This window comes from Pseudomonas sp. FP2300, from assembly GCF_030687595.1.
GTDB lineage: Bacteria > Pseudomonadota > Gammaproteobacteria > Pseudomonadales > Pseudomonadaceae > Aquipseudomonas > Aquipseudomonas bijieensis.
On sequence record NZ_CP117440.1, the window covers coordinates 1,232,836 to 1,250,481 of the forward strand.

The window sequence follows — 17,646 nt, forward strand, 5'->3', positions numbered from 1 at the left end:
TGTTCACATGCTAACAATCCGTCTTGCCCTTGGCGGCTCCAAAAAGCGCCCGTTTTACCACCTGACCGTAACCGACAGCCGCAACCCGCGTGACGGTTCCCACAAGGAGCAGGTTGGTTTCTTCAACCCTGTTGCCCGTGGTCAGGAAGTTCGTCTGTCCGTGAACCAAGAGCGCGTAGCCTACTGGCTGAGCGTTGGTGCACAACCTTCTGAGCGCGTTGCTCAGTTGTTGAAGGAATCGGCTAAGGCTGCGGCCTGAGCAATATGAACGCGACGCCAAAAGATGCCGGTGATTTGATCGTTGTCGGCAAGATCTATTCTGTACATGGCGTTCGCGGCGAAGTGAAGGTGTATTCCTTTACTGATCCGATCAAGAACCTGTTGGACTACAAAACCTGGACGCTCAAGCGCGAAGGTAGCGTGAAACAGGTGGAGCTGGTCAGCGGACGTGGGAACGACAAGTTCCTGGTCGCAAAGCTCAAGGGTCTCGATGATCGTGAAGAAGCGCGTCTTCTGGCCGGTTATGAGATCTGCGTGCCGCGCAACCTGTTCCCTGAACTGACCGACGGCGAGTACTACTGGTACCAGCTGGTGGGTCTGAAGGTCATCGACCACCTCGGGCAATTGCTCGGGAAAATCGATCACCTGCTCGAGACCGGTTCGAACGATGTCATGGTGGTCAAGCCTTGCGTCGGCAGCCTGGATGATCGCGAACGCCTGTTGCCCTATACCGAGCAATGCGTGTTGGCCGTCGACCTTGCCGCAGGCGAGATGAAGGTGGAATGGGATGCGGATTTCTAAACGTGGCTAATTTGCGCGTTGAAGTCATCACATTGTTTCCCGAGATGTTTTCCGCCATCAGCGAGTACGGCATAACCAGCCGCGCGGTGAAACAGGAGCTGTTGCAGCTCACTTGTTGGAATCCGCGGGACTACACCACGGATCGACATCACACTGTGGACGATCGCCCGTTTGGCGGTGGTCCGGGCATGGTGATGAAGATCAAGCCCCTGGAAGACGCTCTGGTTCAGGCCAGAACCGCAGCCGGGGAGGGCGCGAAGGTGATCTACCTGTCGCCCCAAGGCCGCCAGCTGACTCAGTCGGCGGTACGCGAGCTGGCGAATTCGGATGCATTGATCCTGATTGCCGGCCGTTACGAAGGCATTGACGAGCGTTTCATTGAAGCTCATGTCGATGAAGAGTGGTCGATTGGCGACTATGTACTGTCTGGCGGCGAGCTGCCGGCGATGGTCCTGATCGATGCGGTTACACGACTGCTGCCTGGAGCTTTAGGGCATGCAGATTCCGCTGAGGAAGATTCCTTTACGGATGGTCTGCTGGATTGCCCGCACTACACCCGACCGGAGGTGTATGCGGATCAGCGTGTTCCCGACGTGTTGCTAAGTGGCAACCACGCGCACATCCGGCGTTGGCGTTTACAGCAGTCCCTTGGTCGGACCTATGAACGACGCGCCGATCTTCTGGAAAGCCGCTCGCTTTCTGGAGAAGAGAAGAAGCTGCTCGAGGAATACATCCGCGAGCGGGACGATAGTTAACAACGTATCGATGGTGAGTCCGACGACTTGCCTTAGGAGCACAGCATGACTAACAAAATCATCCTTGCACTCGAAGCAGAGCAGATGACCAAAGAAATCCCTACCTTTGCCCCGGGCGACACCATTGTCGTTCAGGTGAAAGTGAAGGAAGGCGACCGTTCCCGTCTGCAAGCGTTCGAAGGCGTCGTTATCGCCAAGCGTAACCGTGGCGTGAACAGTGCATTCACCGTTCGTAAAATCTCCAACGGTGTCGGCGTAGAGCGTACTTTCCAGACCTACAGCCCGCAAATCGACAGCATGGCTGTGAAACGTCGCGGCGACGTGCGTAAAGCCAAGCTGTACTACCTGCGTGACCTGTCCGGTAAAGCAGCTCGCATCAAGGAAAAACTGGCTTAAGTCCAGCTTCCGATGCAAAAAAAAGCAGCCTGCGGGCTGCTTTTTTGTTGCCTGCGATTTGCGCTTTGAGCACCCTGCATGGCTTCATTTCCCCTTTCGATGCCGTGTGCCCGCATCCTTCAAGAGTCTTTATGCCAGCCATCGATCATCCGCTGATAGACCAGTTTCTCGACGCCCTGTGGCTGGAGAAGGGGCTGTCCGATAACACCCGCGATGCCTATCGCAGCGACCTGGCGCTGTTCAACGGCTGGTTGCAGGAAAACCACCTGGAGCTGGTCAATGCCGGCCGGGAGTTGATCCTCGATCACTTGGCCTGGCGCCTGGAGCAGAACTACAAACCACGCTCGACCGCGCGGTTTCTCTCCGGTTTGCGTGGGTTTTATCGCTACTTGCTGCGGGAAAAGCTGATTGCGGTGGACCCGACCTTGCGCGTGGAAATGCCGCAATTGGGGCGCCCGTTGCCCAAATCCCTGTCGGAAGCCGATGTGGAAGCGTTGCTGGCGGCGCCCGACCTCAGCGAAGCCATCGGTCAGCGCGACCGGGCCATGTTGGAAGTCCTGTATGCCTGCGGCCTGCGTGTCACCGAGTTGATCAGCTTGACGCTGGAGCAGGTCAATTTGCGCCAGGGTGTGCTGCGGGTGATGGGCAAAGGTAGCAAGGAACGCCTGGTGCCGATGGGGGAGGAAGCGATTGTCTGGGTCGAGCGCTACATGCGCGATGCCCGCCATGAACTGCTGGGCGGGCGTCCCAGCGACGTGCTGTTTCCCAGCCTGCGCGGCGAGCAGATGACCCGCCAGACCTTCTGGCACCGTATCAAGCACCAGGCCAAGGTGGCCGGGATCAACAAGTCCCTCTCGCCCCACACCTTGCGCCACGCCTTCGCCACGCACCTGCTCAACCACGGCGCCGACCTGCGAGTGGTGCAGATGTTGCTCGGCCATAGCGACCTGTCCACTACCCAGATCTACACTCACGTTGCCCGGGCGCGGTTGCAGGATCTGCATGCCAGGCATCACCCGCGTGGCTGAATAAAATCCCCTGTGGGAGCAAGGCTTGTCCGCGATGAACGATAACGCGGCTCCGTTGTTACACCGCGGCGCGGCCATCGTGGGCAAGCCTTGCTCCCACACGCCCGCTCCCACGGAAAAGCCGCCACCAATGTCTTGCGTCAGCGGCATTCGGTCACGCGAGCCTTATGTGGTAGGCTTTGTCGGTTTGCACAGTGGGCGGTTGGAACCCGAATCTGCGGGTCGGCGTTTCCCGTCTCATTTGTTCGCCTCAGGAGTCCCCATGCGTTTGATCCAGATGTTCACCGCCGCCGCCATTGCGTTGGCCAGTACCTTTGCCATCGCCGACGACGCGGCCGACAAGGCTATCCGCAAGAGCCTGGAAAACCTTCAGCTCGAAGTGCCGATCGAAACCATTTCGGCCAGCCCCATGGCCGGCCTGTATGAGGTCAAGCTCAAGGGCAGCCGCGTGCTTTACGCCAGCGCCGACGGTCAGTACATCGTCCAGGGCAACCTGTTCGAGCTCAAGGATGGCAAGCCGGTCAATCTCACCGAAATGACCGAGCGCCAGGGCATTTCCAAGTTGATCAACGGCATTCCAGTCGCAGAAACCGTGGTTTATCCGGCGATTGGCGAAACCAAGTCCCACATCACGGTGTTCACTGACACCACCTGCCCGTATTGCCACAAACTGCACGCCGAAGTGCCCGAGCTGAACAAGCGCGGCATCGAAGTGCGCTATGTCGCGTTCCCGCGTCAGGGCCTGGGCTCGCCGGGCGATGAGCAGTTGCAGGCGGTCTGGTGCTCCAAGGACAAGAAAGCGGCCATGGACAAGATGGTCGATGGCAAGGAAATCAAGGCCGCCAAGTGCGAGAACCCGGTCTCCAAGCAGTTCGCCTTGGGCCAGTCCATTGGCGTGAACGGTACGCCGGCCATCGTTTTGGCCGACGGCCAGGTGATTCCGGGCTACCAGCCGGCGCCACAAGTCGCCAAACTGGCATTGGGCGCGAAATGATCATGGGCGATTCGCTTCTGAAGATCACGGCTCGGCGAAAACCTTCGTCGGGCCGTTAAACAAAAAGTCGCGTTGCTGCGCGGCTGTATTTCACGGCCGACCTTGCGTCGGCCGTTTCATGGGGAGTCAAGAGTGAATCCGGTCAAAGTAGGCATCTGTGGGTTAGGTACCGTCGGTGGCGGCACCTTCAACGTACTTCAGCGCAACGCCGAGGAAATTGCTCGTCGTGCCGGGCGTGGGATCGAAGTGGCACAAATTGCCATGCGCACGCCAAAGCCTCAGTTCCAGACGACCGGTATTGCGATTACCAACGATGTCTTCGAAGTGGCCACGAACCCTGAGATCGACATCGTCATAGAGCTGGTGGGCGGCTATACCGTTGCCCGCGAGTTGGTACTCAAGGCCATCGAGAATGGCAAGCATGTGGTCACCGCGAACAAGGCGCTTATCGCTGTTCACGGTAATGAAATTTTCGCCAAGGCCCGGGAGAAGGGCGTGATCGTGGCTTTCGAAGCCGCCGTGGCCGGGGGCATCCCGGTGATCAAGGCGATCCGCGAAGGCCTGTCGGCCAACCGTATCAACTGGGTCGCGGGGATCATCAACGGCACCGGCAACTTCATCCTCACCGAGATGCGCGAAAAGGGTCGCACCTTCGAGGATGTGCTAGCCGAAGCTCAGGCCTTGGGCTACGCCGAGGCGGATCCGACATTCGACGTGGAAGGCATCGACGCAGCGCACAAGCTGACGATCCTGGCCTCCATTGCGTTTGGCATTCCATTGCAGTTCGACAAGGCGTACACCGAAGGCATTACCAAGCTGACCACCGCTGACGTGAACTACGCCGAAGCCCTGGGCTATCGCATCAAGCACTTGGGCGTGGCGCGCAGCACCGCCAACGGCATCGAGCTGCGTGTGCACCCGACCTTGATCCCGGCCGATCGCCTGATCGCCAACGTCAACGGCGTGATGAACGCGGTGATGGTCAACGGTGATGCCTCCGGCTCGACGTTGTTCTACGGCGCTGGTGCGGGCATGGAACCGACGGCCTCTTCGGTGATTGCCGACCTGGTGGACGTGGTTCGCGCCATGACTTCGGACCCGGAAAACCGTGTGCCGCACCTGGCCTTCCAGCCAGACTCGCTGTCGGCTCACCCGATTCTTCCGATCGAAGCGTGCGAAAGCTCCTACTACCTGCGTATCCAGGCCAAGGACCATCCGGGCGTGCTGGCCCAAGTGGCGAGTATCCTCTCGGAACGCGGTATCAACATCGAGTCGATCATGCAGAAGGAAGTCGAGGAACACGACGGCCTGGTGCCGATGATCCTGCTGACCCACCGTGTGGTCGAGCAGCGCATCAACGATGCGATTGCGGCGCTGGAAGCGCTCCAGGGGGTCGTTGGCCCGGTGGTCCGTATCCGCGTTGAACATTTGAATTAATTTAGCGGCAAGCGGATAAGTTGCAGGCCGCGAACGAAGGCAAACGTGCCTTTGATGTGTAGCTTGCAACTTCTAACGCTTGAAGCCCAAACCGAAGGTTTGCCCCATGCGCTATATCAGCACCCGCGGCCAGGCACCGGCCCTGAATTTCGAAGATGTCCTGTTGGCCGGCCTGGCTACCGACGGCGGCCTCTATGTGCCGGAAAACCTGCCGCGTTTCACCCAGGAAGAAATCGCTTCCTGGGCCGGCCTGCCGTATCACGAGCTGGCGTTCCGGGTCATGCGCCCGTTCGTCACCGGCAGCATCCCGGACGCCGATTTCAAAAAGATCCTGGAAGAGACCTATGGCGTCTTTTCCCACAACGCCATCGCGCCGCTGCGTCAGCTCAACGGTAACGAATGGGTCATGGAGCTGTTCCACGGCCCGACCCTGGCGTTCAAGGACTTCGCTCTGCAATTGCTCGGTCGCCTGCTGGACTACGTGCTGCAAAAGCGTGGCGAGCGTGTGGTGATCGTCGGTGCCACCTCTGGCGACACCGGCTCGGCGGCCATCGAAGGCTGCAAGCATTGCGAGAACGTCGACATTTTCATCCTGCACCCGCACAACCGGGTCTCGGAAGTGCAGCGTCGGCAGATGACGACGATTTTTGGCGATAACATCCACAACATCGCCATCGAAGGCAACTTCGATGACTGCCAGGAAATGGTCAAGGCCAGTTTCGCCGACCAGAGCTTCCTCAAGGGCACGCGGTTGGTGGCGGTGAACTCGATCAACTGGGCGCGGATCATGGCCCAGATCGTTTATTACTTCCACGCGGCCCTGCAATTGGGCGGCCCGGCCCGCTCGGTGTCGTTCTCGGTGCCGACCGGCAACTTCGGCGATATCTTCGCCGGCTATCTGGCGCGCAACATGGGCCTGCCGATCAATCAATTGATCGTCGCCACCAACCGCAACGACATCCTGCACCGCTTCATGAGCGGCAACCAGTACGTCAAGGAAACCCTGCACGCCACGCTGTCGCCTTCGATGGACATCATGGTGTCGTCGAACTTCGAGCGCCTGCTGTTCGACCTGCACGGTCGCAATGGTGCGGCCATTGCCGGCCTGATGGACAGCTTCCGCCAGGGTGGTGGTTTCAGCGTCGAGCCTGAGCGCTGGACCGAAGCCCGCAAGCTGTTCGATTCCCTGGCCGTGGACGATGAACAGACCTGCGAAACCATCGCCGAGGTGTTCGGTCAGAGCGGTGAACTGCTCGATCCGCACACGGCCATCGGCGTCAGGGCCGCCCGGGAGTGCCGTCGCAGCCTGGACATCCCGATGGTAATCCTGGGCACGGCTCACCCGGTCAAGTTCCCGGAAGCGGTGGAGAAAGCAGGTGTAGGAAAAGCGCTCGAACTACCTGCGCATCTTTCTGATTTGTTTGAACGAGATGAGCGTTGCACCGTGTTGCCTAACGACTTGAAGGCCGTGCAGGCCTTTGTCAGCCAGCATGGCAACCGCGGCAAGCCGCTCTGACCGCGTAAATCTGTCACATTTTGAAGCCCGTCTCCTGACGGGCTTTCTTGTTTCTGCATGCCAAACTGGTCGGGTTTCGCCCTTGGAGGAACGGGCGAGTCATCTCGAAGGAAATGCAGATGTCGTTTTTTATCAAAGGCAAGCCCGCCTTGGGCTGGGTAATGGGCCTGGCGCTGATGTACTCGGTGCAGGGGGGGAACGCGGCGCAGTTGGCGGCTTTCGAAACGCCGCCGTTCAATCCTGGCGAGCGCCTGATGCTGGATGCGCAGGAATTGAAGTGGATCAAGGAGAACCCCAGGGTCATCGTGGCGACGATGCAGTTTCCGTTGTACCTGTTCAAGAATGAACAGGGGCAGTGGAACGGACTGAACCACGACATTCTCCAGCGCATCGCGCAAATGACCGGCCTTGAGTTCGTGCATCGGGAGTCGTTCTCCCCCGGCGAGTTGCTGACGATGCTGGAGAATGGCGAGGCCGACATGACGACCCTGCTGGCGATGAATGAAGAACGTAGGGATTTTCTGAGTTTCAGTCATGCATTCGGCGGTTCCGGCTGGGTATTCGTCGGCCGTGACGGGGAATCGTCTCTTCATTCGCTGGAGCAGCTTGAAGGGAAGGTCCTGGCATTGCCGGCACGGCATGCATTGGAAGCGGAAATCAGGCGCGATTACCCGGCGATCAAATTGCGTACGACCAAGACCTATGGTGAGGCGCGGGCGCTGGTAGAGAGCCGGGAAGCCTATGCCACCATCGAAAATGAAACCGGGGTGCATCTCTATCCAGCCGGGCAATTGCAGGTAGGCAGCGGCCTCGAGGGCAAGTGGGAACCGGACTACCTGGCGGTACGCCAGGACCTGTCCGCGCTGTTGAGCATCTTGAATAAAGCCTTGGAAGCTTTTCCGGCCGAGGACATGCGCGCGCTGCGCACCAAGTGGATGGCCGGCATTACGCCGGTCCAGGCGCCATCGATCTGGGAGCGGCTGTCTCGATGGGGTTACTGGTGTGTGACCGTGGTCGTGGTCTTTGGCCTCTTGTCCCTGCTGTGGAACCGCCGCCTGCAGATTCAGATCGATCAACGCCTCAAGGCCGAAGCGGTTCTCAAGGACCAGTTGATGCTCCAGCGGGCCTTGATGGATGCCATTCCCGACCCGATTTTCATCCGTGATCTGGAGGGGCGCCTGATCATGTGCAACAAAAGCTACGAGGACCAGTTTGCGACCCGCTTCGAAAAGCTTCGGGGCACGCGGCTGACGGATTCGGCAGCATTCCCGCCAGCCACCGCGCAGTTGCTGCATGGGGAGGTGATGGAGCAATTGCGCACTGGCCAGTCTCGGTTCTTCGACCGGCAATTGATGTTCAGCGGCCAATTGCGGGAAATCTATCATTGGTCGGTGCCTTTCTATGGGGCCGATGGGCAATTGCGCGGCATCCTGGGGGGCTGGTCCGATGTCGGGCGGCGTTTGCGCCGTTGCGACAGGTTCATGGCTTGATGCCGACCGTCACCACGCAAAGGCTGCTAGAGAAAGCTGTTGTTTGCCTGTCATATTGGACGCGCATGCTCGGTTGAACAGGTTGAAGGCGTGCCGGTTCGGTGCGCTGACGAACTTTCTGCTGCGGCCCACGGTCACTTACTGTGAACATGCAGTTGTTTTCGGACTATTGAAGGGTGAGCGAATGGAAAGTATCAGCCTATTGCTGGGTGAGGCTTTGAGCCCGTATCAGGTCACGCTGACTCCCTCCGGCGCCAAGGGCGAATGCCTGGTAACGCTGAAGAATGCCTCCGGGGCCATTATGGTCGAGCGAGTGTTCAATCAGGCCCAATTGACCGACAAGCGTCAGTTGACGGATGTGGTCGATGGCCTGCATCGCGATGTGCTGATTGCCGAGGGCCGCCTGGAGCCTTGTGTGATTGCGGCGCTGCGTAATCTGGCGCGCGACAAGGTCATGGGCGCGGCGAATTGACCGGGATTTTGTGGGAACCTTCCTACTGCCTAATGAGTCAGACTCTTTACCAACAAGAGCGAGCATTGTGCTCCGGTGCTTGTCGCTTGTTGTACGGACCTTGAATGGTCACGTTTAACCCCGAGTTGTCTCCCCACTTCTCGGGGTTTCTTTTTGCCTGGCGTTTACGTTTTAGCGTGTTGGGGCAGGTGCTGGAGTCTTTGTGGGAGCGAGCTTGCTCGCGAAGGCGGCCTGACAGCCGGCCTGGTTCTCCCGGTCGTACACCAATCCCATTGTGGGAGCGAGCCTGCTCGCGATTGCGGTGTGCCAGTCAACATCAAGTCGGCTGAACCGACGCTATCGCGAGCAAGCTCGCCTCCCACAGTTGATTTTCAGTGGACCGCCGGTTTTCGCTCGCAGCATGGTGCATCAAATGGCGCCGTCGCTGCGCAGCTTGGCGATCTGCTGCGCGTCGTAGCCCAGCTCGCCGAGCACCAGGGCGTTGTGTTCCCCCAGCGCTGGTCCGACCCATTCGGAGGTGCCCGGGGTGTCGGAAAGCTTCGGTACGATTCCCGGCATCTTGAACGCCTTGCCGTCCGGCAGCTTGGCCTGCAGGAACATTTCACGGGCCAGGAATTGCGGGTCGCTGAACATATCCTCGGCACTGAAGATCCGGCTGGCCGGGACCTCGGCCTGGTTCAATTGGTCGATGACAGTATCGAGCGGCAATGAGTTGACCCAGCGATCAATGACCCCGTACAGCTCATCACGGCGCTCGTCACGGCCATCATTGCTGGCCAGTTGCGGGTCGTTGGCCAAGTCGTCGCGGCCGATGATTTGCATGAAACGCTTGAAGATCGCGTCGCCATTGGCGCCAATTTGCACGTGCTTGCCGTCGGCGCTGGTGTGGATGGACGAGGGGGTGATGCCGGGCATGATGTTGCCGGTGCGTTCGCGGATGAATCCGAACACGTCGAATTCCGGCACCATGCTTTCCATCATGGCGAAAATTGCCTCGTACAAGGCCACGTCCACCACTTGCCCGGTTCCGCCGTTGATCTCGCGGTGACGCAGGGCCATCAATGCGCCAATCACGCCCCAGAGGGCGGCGATGGAGTCGCCGATGGAAATCCCGGTGCGCACGGGCGGGCGATCCTCGAAGCCGGTGATGTAGCGCAGGCCGCCCATGGATTCGCCCACCGCGCCAAATCCTGGCTGATCTTTCATCGGCCCGGTCTGGCCGAAGCCCGAAAGCCGCACCATCACCAGTTTCGGGTTCAGTGCATGCAGGACATCCCAGCCCAGGCCGAGCTTTTCCAACACCCCTGGGCGGAAATTCTCGATCAGGATGTCGGCTTCGCCGAGCAGTTTTTTCAGGATCGCCAGGCCTTCGGGGTGTTTGAGGTTCAAGGTCAGGGACTTCTTGTTGCGTGCCTGGACGAACCACCACAGTGAGGTGCCCTCGTACAGCTTGCGCCACTTGCGCAGCGGATCACCGCCGTCGGGCGATTCGACCTTGATGATCTCGGCGCCGAATTCGCCGCAGATGCGCGAGGCGAAGGGACCGGCGATCAAGGTGCCAAGTTCGATGACTTTGACGCCGGCAAGGGGTTTGGCAGTAAGCGACATGACAGATCCTGTAGGACAAAGGCAGAACGAATAGAGCGTTTTATCATAGGCCAAGGCTGGTCGCCGCAGGTTGATGGTCGGCAATTCGTGGATTGCCCGTGTCATCGGTTAGACTTGCCGCCTTTCCTCGTATCAAGAAGCCCGTTCATGGCCCAGCCGTCCACGACTTATAAGTTTGAACTGAACCTCACCGACCTCGACCGCAGTGTGTATGAGAATGTGAAGCAGACCATCGCCCGCCATCCTTCTGAGACCGAAGAGCGCATGACCGTGCGCCTGTTGGCTTACGCGTTCTGGTACAACGAGCTGCTGGCGTTTGGTCGTGGTCTGTCAGACGTCGATGAACCCGCGCTGTGGGAAAAAAGCCTGGATGACCGTGTTTTACACTGGATCGAAGTCGGCCAGCCTGACGCCGATCGCCTGACCTGGTGTTCGCGTCGCACCGAGCGTACCAGCCTGCTGGCCTACGGCAGCCTGCGAGTGTGGGAAGGCAAGGTGATCCCGGCCGTCAAAAACCTGAAGAACGTCAACATCGCCGCCGTGCCTCAGGAAGTGCTGGAAACCCTGGCCCAGGACATGCCTCGCGTGATCAAGTGGGACGTGATGATCAGCGAGGGTACGATTTTCGTGACCGACGACCGCGGTCAGCATGAAGTCCAACTGCAATGGCTGCTGGGCGAGCGTGGTTGAGCCATTGACCCGGTATTGAGTGAACTCATTGTGGCGAGGGAGCTTGCTCCCGCTTGGGTGCGCAGCACCCACAAAAGGGGGCCGCTACGCAGCCCAGCGGGAGCAAGCTCCCTCGCCACAGTCCAGGATTCCAAAAAATAGAGAAATGTCCGTTCCCCCATGCGCATAGAACCCCGCCAGTTACCCGACACCCTGCCATTTCTCGGTGACCTGCCGCCGCTGTTGACCCGCCTGTACGCAGCGCGTGGCGTGCAGTCCGAGGCTGAACTGGACAAGAGCCTGGCGCGCTTGATTCCTTATCAGCAGCTCAAGGGGATCGACGCCGCGGTGGATCTGCTGGTGACGGCGCTGGAAGAACGCCAGCGCATCCTGATCGTCGGTGACTTCGATGCCGATGGCGCGACCGCCAGCACCGTCGGCATGCTGGGGCTGCGTCTGCTCGGCGCGGCCCATGTCGACTATCTGGTGCCCAACCGCTTCGAATACGGCTACGGGCTGACCCCGGAAATCGTCGAAGTCGCGCTGACTCGCGAGCCGCAGTTGCTGATCACCGTGGACAACGGCATCTCCAGCGTGGAAGGTGTGGCGGCGGCGAAAGCGGCGGGGCTCAAGGTGCTGGTCACCGACCACCACTTGCCGGGCCTCGAACTGCCGCTGGCCGATGCGATCGTCAATCCGAACCAGCCGGGCTGCGAATTCCCGAGCAAGGCGCTGGCGGGTGTCGGGGTTATTTTTTACGTGCTGATGGCGTTGCGTGCCCGTCTGCGCAGCCTGGGTTGGTACACCAGCAAACCCCAGCCGAACATTGGTGAGCTGTTGGACCTGGTGGCCCTGGGCAGCGTGGCTGACGTGGTGCCCCTGGACGCCAATAATCGCATTCTGGTGCACCAGGGCCTGGAGCGGATTCGTGCTGGGCGTGCCCGTCCCGGGATCAAGGCCATTCTCGAAGTGGCCAAGCGTGACCATTCGCGCATTACCTCCACGGACCTCGGGTTTATCCTCGGTCCGCGTCTGAATGCGGCGGGGCGCCTGGACGACATGAGCCTGGGTATCGAGTGCCTGCTCACCGACGATGCCGCCCTGGCGCGGGAGATGGCGGCGCAACTGGACGGCATGAACCAGGACCGCAAATCCATCGAGCAGGGCATGCAGCGCGAAGCCCTGGCCCAGCTCAAGGACCTGCCGGTGGAGTCGATGCCATTCGGCTTGTGCCTGTTCGATCCGCAGTGGCACCAGGGCGTGATCGGTATCCTTGCCTCGCGGATGAAAGAGCGCTATTTCCGCCCGACCATCGCCTTTGCCGATGCCGGCGACGGTTTGCTCAAGGGCTCGGGTCGCTCGGTGCCGGGCTTTCACATCCGCGATGCGCTGAGCGTGGTGGCGGCGCAGCATCCGACCCTGATCAGCAAGTACGGCGGTCACGCCATGGCGGCGGGCCTGACCTTGCCAGAAGCGAATTTCCCATTGTTCGCCGAGGCGTTCGACGCGGAAGTGCGCCGGCAATTGCGCGAAGAAGACCTGACCGGTCGGCTGTTGTCGGACGGCACCCTGGCGGTGGAGGAATTCCACTTGGAACTGGCCCGGGCGCTGCGTCACGCCGGGCCCTGGGGCCAGCATTTCCCGGAGCCGATGTTCCACGGCGTGTTCCAGTTGGTCGAACAGCGGGTGGTGGGCGAGCGGCACCTGAAGGTGGTGCTCAAGAGCGAATGCGGTTCGGTGAAGCTTGATGGCATCGCCTTCGGCATCGACCGCGAGATCTGGCCGAACCCCACCGTGCGCTGGGTGGAACTGGCCTATAAGCTCGACCTCAACGAGTTCCGCGGCCAGGAAACGGTGCAGTTGATGATTGCCCATATCGAGCCGCGGTAGATACAAGTGTTATCTATCAGGTGATAGCACTTGTGGCGAGGGGATTTATCCCCGCTCGGCTGCGAAGCAGTCGTGGAACCGGCCAGCGCCGTTTGGCTGAGGAAATGCGGTGCAGGAATATTTAGGGGCTGCTGCGCAGCCCAGCGGGGATAAATCCCCTCGCTACACAGTGACCGACCCAAGCGGGAGCAAGCCCTCTCGTCACACCGTCGGTTTTTAAGTTCTGAACCCTCCCGCCTCCCGGGTTGTCGACTAGGCTCTAAGCACTGCTTGATAGCCGTTGTGACGTCTTGTCGATTTTCGTTGCCCGCGGGGGCGGGTGTTGCACCTTTTGTCACTCGTCGACTTTTCAAACAGAACCCTGGAGCCTGCCCACTGATTCGAGAGGTGCCCCATGAGTCTGCTGCTGGAACCCTATACTCTTCGCCAATTGACCCTGCCCAATCGCATCGCGGTATCGCCGATGTGCCAGTATTCGAGCACCGATGGCCTGGCCAACGATTGGCACCTGGTGCACTTGGGCAGCCGCGCCGTGGGCGGTGCCGGCCTGGTGTTCACCGAAGCCACCGCCGTGACCGCCGACGGCCGCATCACCGCCCAGGACCTGGGGCTGTGGAACGACGAACAGATCGAACCCTTGCAACGCATCACCCGGTTCATCACCGCCCAAGGGGCCGTGCCGGGCATACAGCTGGCCCATGCCGGGCGCAAGGCCAGCACTTGGCGGCCCTGGCTGGGCAAGCATGGCAGCGTCAAACCAGCGGACGGCGGTTGGGTGCCGGTCGGTCCGTCGCCGATAGCCTTCGACCCTCAACACACCCAGCCGGTGCAGTTGGACGAAGGGCAGATCGCCGGCGTGATCCAGGCCTTCGTCGATGCGGCCAAGCGTGCGCTCGCGGCCGGCTTCAAGGTGGTCGAGGTCCACGCGGCCCATGGCTATCTGCTGCATCAATTCCTGTCGCCCTTGAGCAATCAGCGACGCGATCAATACGGCGGCTCGTTCGAGAACCGCATCCGCCTGGTGTTGCAAGTGACCGAGGCGGTGCGGGCCGTATGGCCTGAAGAGTTGCCGGTGTTCGTGCGCGTCTCCGCCACCGACTGGGTCGAGGACGGTTGGAACCCGGATGAAACCGTGGAGCTGGCGCGACGCTTCAGGGCCCTGGGAGTGGACTTGATCGATGTGTCATCGGGCGGCACCGCCGCGAATGCGGAAATTCCCACCGGCCCGGGCTACCAGACACGCTTTGCCGAACGGGTACGCAAGGAGTCGGAAATCGCCACCGGCACTGTCGGCATGATTACCGAACCGGCCCAGGCCGAACACATCCTGCGCACCTGCCAGGCCGACATCATTTTCCTCGCCCGGGAATTGTTGCGTGATCCGTACTGGGCCCTGCATGCCGATGATGACTTGGGTGGACGCAAGGCTACATGGCCGGCGCAGTACCAGCGGGCCACGCATCGGGACCAGCCGATCCATGAGTCGGATTTGCGCGATTGAGTGCTTGGTAAAACCAAAAGCCCCGGTCGTTATTGGCCGGGGCTTTTTGTTTGTTTGAAAAAAATTGGTGCTTGTACCGGCCTCATCGCGAGCAGGCTCGCTCCCTCAGTGGATCTGTTGTGTGGCGCGGATAGCGTTCACAACAAGGCTCAATGTGGGAGCGGGCTTGCTCGCGAAGGCGTCATTCCTGACGCAGCAGGGCTCAGGGATACTTGCGCTTATCCGGTGCCGGCGGGAAGTACTGGTACAACCAGGTCTCGCTCAAGGTCCGGTCCTTGGTGCGAATGAACAGGCGCATCTGCACCGGGTCCACACGGTCGTCGGTCGGGTACCAGTCGAAGGTGATGCGGTAGCCCTTGATCGCATCCAGCACCAGCACGTTGAAGTCCTTCACCTCGCCGTGGGAGCAGGTCACCACCGGTTCGATGCCGGTGCCCGGCGGCAATTGGTCGAGGCCGCCGCCGCTGAAGTCCACGGCAAAGCGACGGGCCCAGACGGTCGGGTAATGCTCGCCCGGCGCCCAGCCCTCGATGAAACCGCCCATGCCTGAGCGGGTGGCGTCGACGTGGGCCAGGTCCGTGCTCACGGGTGGCAGCGCGCTCCAGTAGAGCTTGTAGCCATAGTTCAGCGAGTCGCCGGCAGCCACCGGTTTTTTCGGTGTCCAGAACGCAACGATGTTATCCAGGGTTTCGCCGGTGGTAGGGATCTCCAGCAGGTCAACCGAGCCTTCGCCCCAGGCCGTCGTAGGCTCGACCCACAGGCTCGGGCGCTTGCTGTACCAGTCCACGGTGTCCTGGTAGCTGGCAAAGTCATGGTCGGTCTGCACCAGGCCGAAGCCTTTCGGGTCCTTGTCGGCGTAGGCATTGAACTGCAGGTTGGCGGGGTTGTTCAACGGGCGGCAGACCCACTCGCCGTTGCCGCGCCACATGGCCAGCCGGTCGGAATCGTGGATTTGCGGATGGATGGTGTCGCACATGCGCCGCTCGACGGTGCCGCAGCTGAACATGCTGGTCATGGGCGCAATGCCCAGTTGCTCGATGGCGGTACGGGCATTGATGTGCGCGTCGATCTCCATCACCACCCGGGTCGGCTGGCAATCGATATCAAACCGATAGGCACCGGTGGCGCTGGGGGAGTCGAGCAGGGCGTAGACCACGAACCGGGTGCTGTTCTTCTCCGGGGTTTCGAACCAGAACTTGGTGAAGTCCGGGAATTCCTCACGCTTCTTGGCATAGGTGTCGATGGCCAGGCCGCGTGCCGACAGCCCGTACTGGCCGCTGGCGTCCACGGCGCGGAAATAGCTGGCCCCCAGGAAAGAAACGATGTCGTGCCGGTCCAGTTCCGGCGCCTTGAAGACACGGAAGCCGGCGAAGCCCAGGTCACCCGTCAACTGCGAGGTGTTGACCGTGGTTTTCTCATAGTTGAACAGTTCCGGACGAAAGTGCACCTCACGGGCCATACGCGTCTTCGGGTCGACGCTGTACATGCGCACCGGCTGCTTGAAACCCATGCCGACGTGGAAGAATTGTGCGTCCAGTTGCCCGTCCAGCTCATTCCACAGCGAATGATTGGCGTCATAACGGATGGCGTTGAACTGCAGCGGCGACATTTGGGCCAGGGTCGGTGGCAGGACTTGCTTGGTGTCGACGTAGCGGCTCTCGGCCAGCCGCCGGGCCTGATCCTTCAAACCGTTGAAATCGAAGGGACGGGCTTCGCCGTCGGCAGTCTGATCGGCGGCCCAGGCACGGGCGGCCATGAGCCCGGAGGCCGATAGCCCAGTGTAGGCGGCGAAAGCCATGGAGGCCTTGAGCAGATTCCTGCGGTGCATAAATACAACCTTTCTCGAACAATCCCGAGCCGATCCTGGCAACAGAGATTGGTAAAGGAGTTCGGACATGCCTTTGGCCAAACGCGACGAACGTTAGAACAGATGCCTGAGAGCTGGATCGGTTCACCGAGGCGCAAAATCATAGGGGAAATGCAGGCTTGGAGAGAAAGGGAAAGCGTGGCTTGGTCAAATTTTCTTACAGTTATTTCTTTTTTTATGTCGATTCCAACTTTTTTTGACTAATTACTCTAAAACTCCCTTTTCACGCTTTGAATCCTCCCTATTCTTTAGCGTGATAGACGATTCAACCCGGATTCAGACGGCGCTATCAGGTCAACTCGACGTAAAGAAGGACAGTTCATGACAAAAATACAGGGCATTACCGAAATGCTGGGGATCTTTCCAGGCCTGACCAATGGACGCAGGACACGACGGCTCAGCCTGGAAGAGTTAAGGCTGGTGGAGCGCTATCGGGAACTGTCGGAAAACGACCGCATCGCCATGCGTTACCTGGTGGATGCGATGCGCAGTGTTTCCAGATTCTGATCAAGCGCGGTGATGATGGCCGGGCCAGGAGAGCACCGGCCAAAGTTACTCCATCGACCAGTCCCGGGGCCGTTCGCCGCGCTGGTGCAATATCCGCAGGATTTGCAATTGCCCCTGTACGAGTCGGTAAGGCGCAACGAATGGATAGCGTGTCAGCACCAGCTCTCGAATATCGGGAACGACTGAAGGACGGCCTGAACCGGGAAAACGCTGCAATTGTCGCAGCGTCTCCAGGATGGCGATGATGACATCGTCAGCGCCTTGTGTGCCGATAGCGCTTTGGTAATGTTCATGAATCGAGTCGAGGTCACTCTGTGCTTTATCGGTCAGTACGATGCTCGGCACGTTTTGCCCACTTAGCCTTCACGGCATCCAGATCGGTCAGATTTCCAGCATCGGCGTCTGCTATGCCTTCGCTGATGGCTTGCAGATGCCAGGACTCGGCCTCTACATATCGAACCAGTGCACGCTTGAGGTGATATTGACGGTCGCGGTCGGTGGCGGCAGCCAGCAAATCCAGCTGTTGGGCCAGACCTTCTTCCACACGAAAGGACAAAACGGGCGAGGCCATGGCTAATCTCCAAGCTGTATACGTTGTAGACACCCTAGGTCCTGCCAGGATTTCCGTCAACCGGCGAGCGTGCGCCCGTCGACGAAAACCTTAGCAGCGTGCAAGTAGGGCGGGCGCGAGCATGTGTTGCTAACGTTGTCTTGG

General features: G+C 60.1%; 18 protein-coding genes. 14 read left to right on the top strand and 4 right to left on the bottom strand.

Annotated features, from left to right (window positions below; translation table 11 throughout):
• Positions 1-7: 7 nt before the first annotated feature.
• From rpsP to PSH86_RS05360, 10 genes are all read left to right on the top strand, one after another.
• Positions 8-259, top strand: coding sequence for a 30S ribosomal protein S16 (gene rpsP, locus PSH86_RS05315; RefSeq protein ID WP_003198088.1), 252 nt, complete (start codon positions 8-10; stop codon positions 257-259).
• 5 nt (positions 260-264) lie between these two features.
• A complete protein-coding gene (gene rimM, locus PSH86_RS05320; protein WP_053182269.1) occupies positions 265-801 on the top strand; it encodes a ribosome maturation factor RimM in 537 nt (178 codons plus the stop codon).
• Positions 783-1,556: a tRNA (guanosine(37)-N1)-methyltransferase TrmD gene (trmD, locus tag PSH86_RS05325; protein ID WP_170845966.1), complete on the top strand. Its 774-nt coding sequence runs from the start codon at positions 783-785 to the stop codon at positions 1,554-1,556. Before rimM ends, trmD begins: the two co-directional genes overlap by 19 nt.
• Positions 1,557-1,601: 45 nt before the next feature.
• Positions 1,602-1,952, top strand: a complete 351-nt coding sequence (rplS, locus tag PSH86_RS05330) for a 50S ribosomal protein L19 (RefSeq protein WP_003175895.1) — start codon at positions 1,602-1,604, stop codon at positions 1,950-1,952.
• A gap of 131 nt (positions 1,953-2,083) precedes the next feature.
• Positions 2,084-2,980, top strand: a complete 897-nt coding sequence (xerD, locus tag PSH86_RS05335; RefSeq protein WP_116831531.1) for a site-specific tyrosine recombinase XerD — start codon at positions 2,084-2,086, stop codon at positions 2,978-2,980.
• A gap of 262 nt (positions 2,981-3,242) precedes the next feature.
• The gene (locus PSH86_RS05340; RefSeq protein WP_063322825.1) at positions 3,243-3,974 is read left to right on the top strand and encodes a DsbC family protein; all 732 of its coding nucleotides are present in this window, start codon (positions 3,243-3,245) and stop codon (positions 3,972-3,974) included.
• A 132-nt stretch (positions 3,975-4,106) separates the two neighbouring features.
• Positions 4,107-5,411 carry a homoserine dehydrogenase gene (locus tag PSH86_RS05345; protein WP_003198098.1) on the top strand — a complete coding sequence of 435 codons (1,305 nt, stop codon included), beginning with the start codon at positions 4,107-4,109 and terminating at the stop codon, positions 5,409-5,411.
• Between the two features lie 106 nt (positions 5,412-5,517).
• Positions 5,518-6,927, top strand: a complete 1,410-nt coding sequence (thrC, locus tag PSH86_RS05350) for a threonine synthase (RefSeq protein ID WP_109753649.1) — start codon at positions 5,518-5,520, stop codon at positions 6,925-6,927.
• Between the two features lie 119 nt (positions 6,928-7,046).
• Positions 7,047-8,417, top strand: coding sequence for a transporter substrate-binding domain-containing protein (locus PSH86_RS05355; RefSeq protein ID WP_116831532.1), 1,371 nt, complete (start codon positions 7,047-7,049; stop codon positions 8,415-8,417).
• 184 nt (positions 8,418-8,601) lie between these two features.
• Positions 8,602-8,889: a DUF3509 domain-containing protein gene (locus PSH86_RS05360; protein WP_109753651.1), complete on the top strand. Its 288-nt coding sequence runs from the start codon at positions 8,602-8,604 to the stop codon at positions 8,887-8,889.
• A gap of 408 nt (positions 8,890-9,297) precedes the next feature.
• Here PSH86_RS05360 and PSH86_RS05365 read toward each other — a convergent pair whose 3' ends face one another.
• Positions 9,298-10,497: a CaiB/BaiF CoA-transferase family protein gene (locus PSH86_RS05365; protein ID WP_232200675.1), complete on the bottom strand. Its 1,200-nt coding sequence runs from the start codon at positions 10,495-10,497 to the stop codon at positions 9,298-9,300.
• A 147-nt stretch (positions 10,498-10,644) separates the two neighbouring features.
• Here PSH86_RS05365 and PSH86_RS05370 point away from each other — a divergent pair, with 147 nt between their 5' ends.
• The 3 genes from PSH86_RS05370 (at position 10,645) to PSH86_RS05380 (ending at position 14,557) form a co-directional block, all read left to right on the top strand.
• Entirely contained in the window at positions 10,645-11,187 is a 543-nt protein-coding gene (locus PSH86_RS05370) for a YaeQ family protein (protein WP_109753653.1), read from the top strand.
• Positions 11,188-11,346: 159 nt separating this feature from the next.
• Positions 11,347-13,056, top strand: a complete 1,710-nt coding sequence (recJ, locus tag PSH86_RS05375) for a single-stranded-DNA-specific exonuclease RecJ (protein WP_109753654.1) — start codon at positions 11,347-11,349, stop codon at positions 13,054-13,056.
• Positions 13,057-13,450: 394 nt separating this feature from the next.
• Positions 13,451-14,557 (top strand): NADH:flavin oxidoreductase/NADH oxidase, encoded by a 1,107-nt coding sequence (locus PSH86_RS05380; protein WP_116831536.1) that lies wholly within the window; start codon positions 13,451-13,453, stop codon positions 14,555-14,557.
• A 202-nt stretch (positions 14,558-14,759) separates the two neighbouring features.
• Here the strand turns inward: PSH86_RS05380 and PSH86_RS05385 are convergent, their stop codons facing one another.
• Positions 14,760-16,385, bottom strand: a complete 1,626-nt coding sequence (locus tag PSH86_RS05385; RefSeq protein WP_176688572.1) for a glucan biosynthesis protein D — start codon at positions 16,383-16,385, stop codon at positions 14,760-14,762.
• 360 nt (positions 16,386-16,745) lie between these two features.
• On the opposite strand from PSH86_RS05385, the gene PSH86_RS05390 reads away from it, so the two are divergent.
• The gene (locus tag PSH86_RS05390; RefSeq protein WP_109753657.1) at positions 16,746-16,931 is read left to right on the top strand and encodes a hypothetical protein; all 186 of its coding nucleotides are present in this window, start codon (positions 16,746-16,748) and stop codon (positions 16,929-16,931) included.
• A 45-nt stretch (positions 16,932-16,976) separates the two neighbouring features.
• On the opposite strand, the gene PSH86_RS05395 is transcribed toward PSH86_RS05390, so the two are convergent.
• Positions 16,977-17,276, bottom strand: a complete 300-nt coding sequence (locus PSH86_RS05395) for a type II toxin-antitoxin system RelE/ParE family toxin (protein ID WP_305488368.1) — start codon at positions 17,274-17,276, stop codon at positions 16,977-16,979.
• Positions 17,251-17,502: a CopG family ribbon-helix-helix protein gene (locus PSH86_RS05400; RefSeq protein ID WP_109753659.1), complete on the bottom strand. Its 252-nt coding sequence runs from the start codon at positions 17,500-17,502 to the stop codon at positions 17,251-17,253. The genes PSH86_RS05395 and PSH86_RS05400 overlap by 26 nt, the downstream gene beginning before the upstream one ends.
• Between the last annotated feature and the right edge of the window lie 144 nt (positions 17,503-17,646).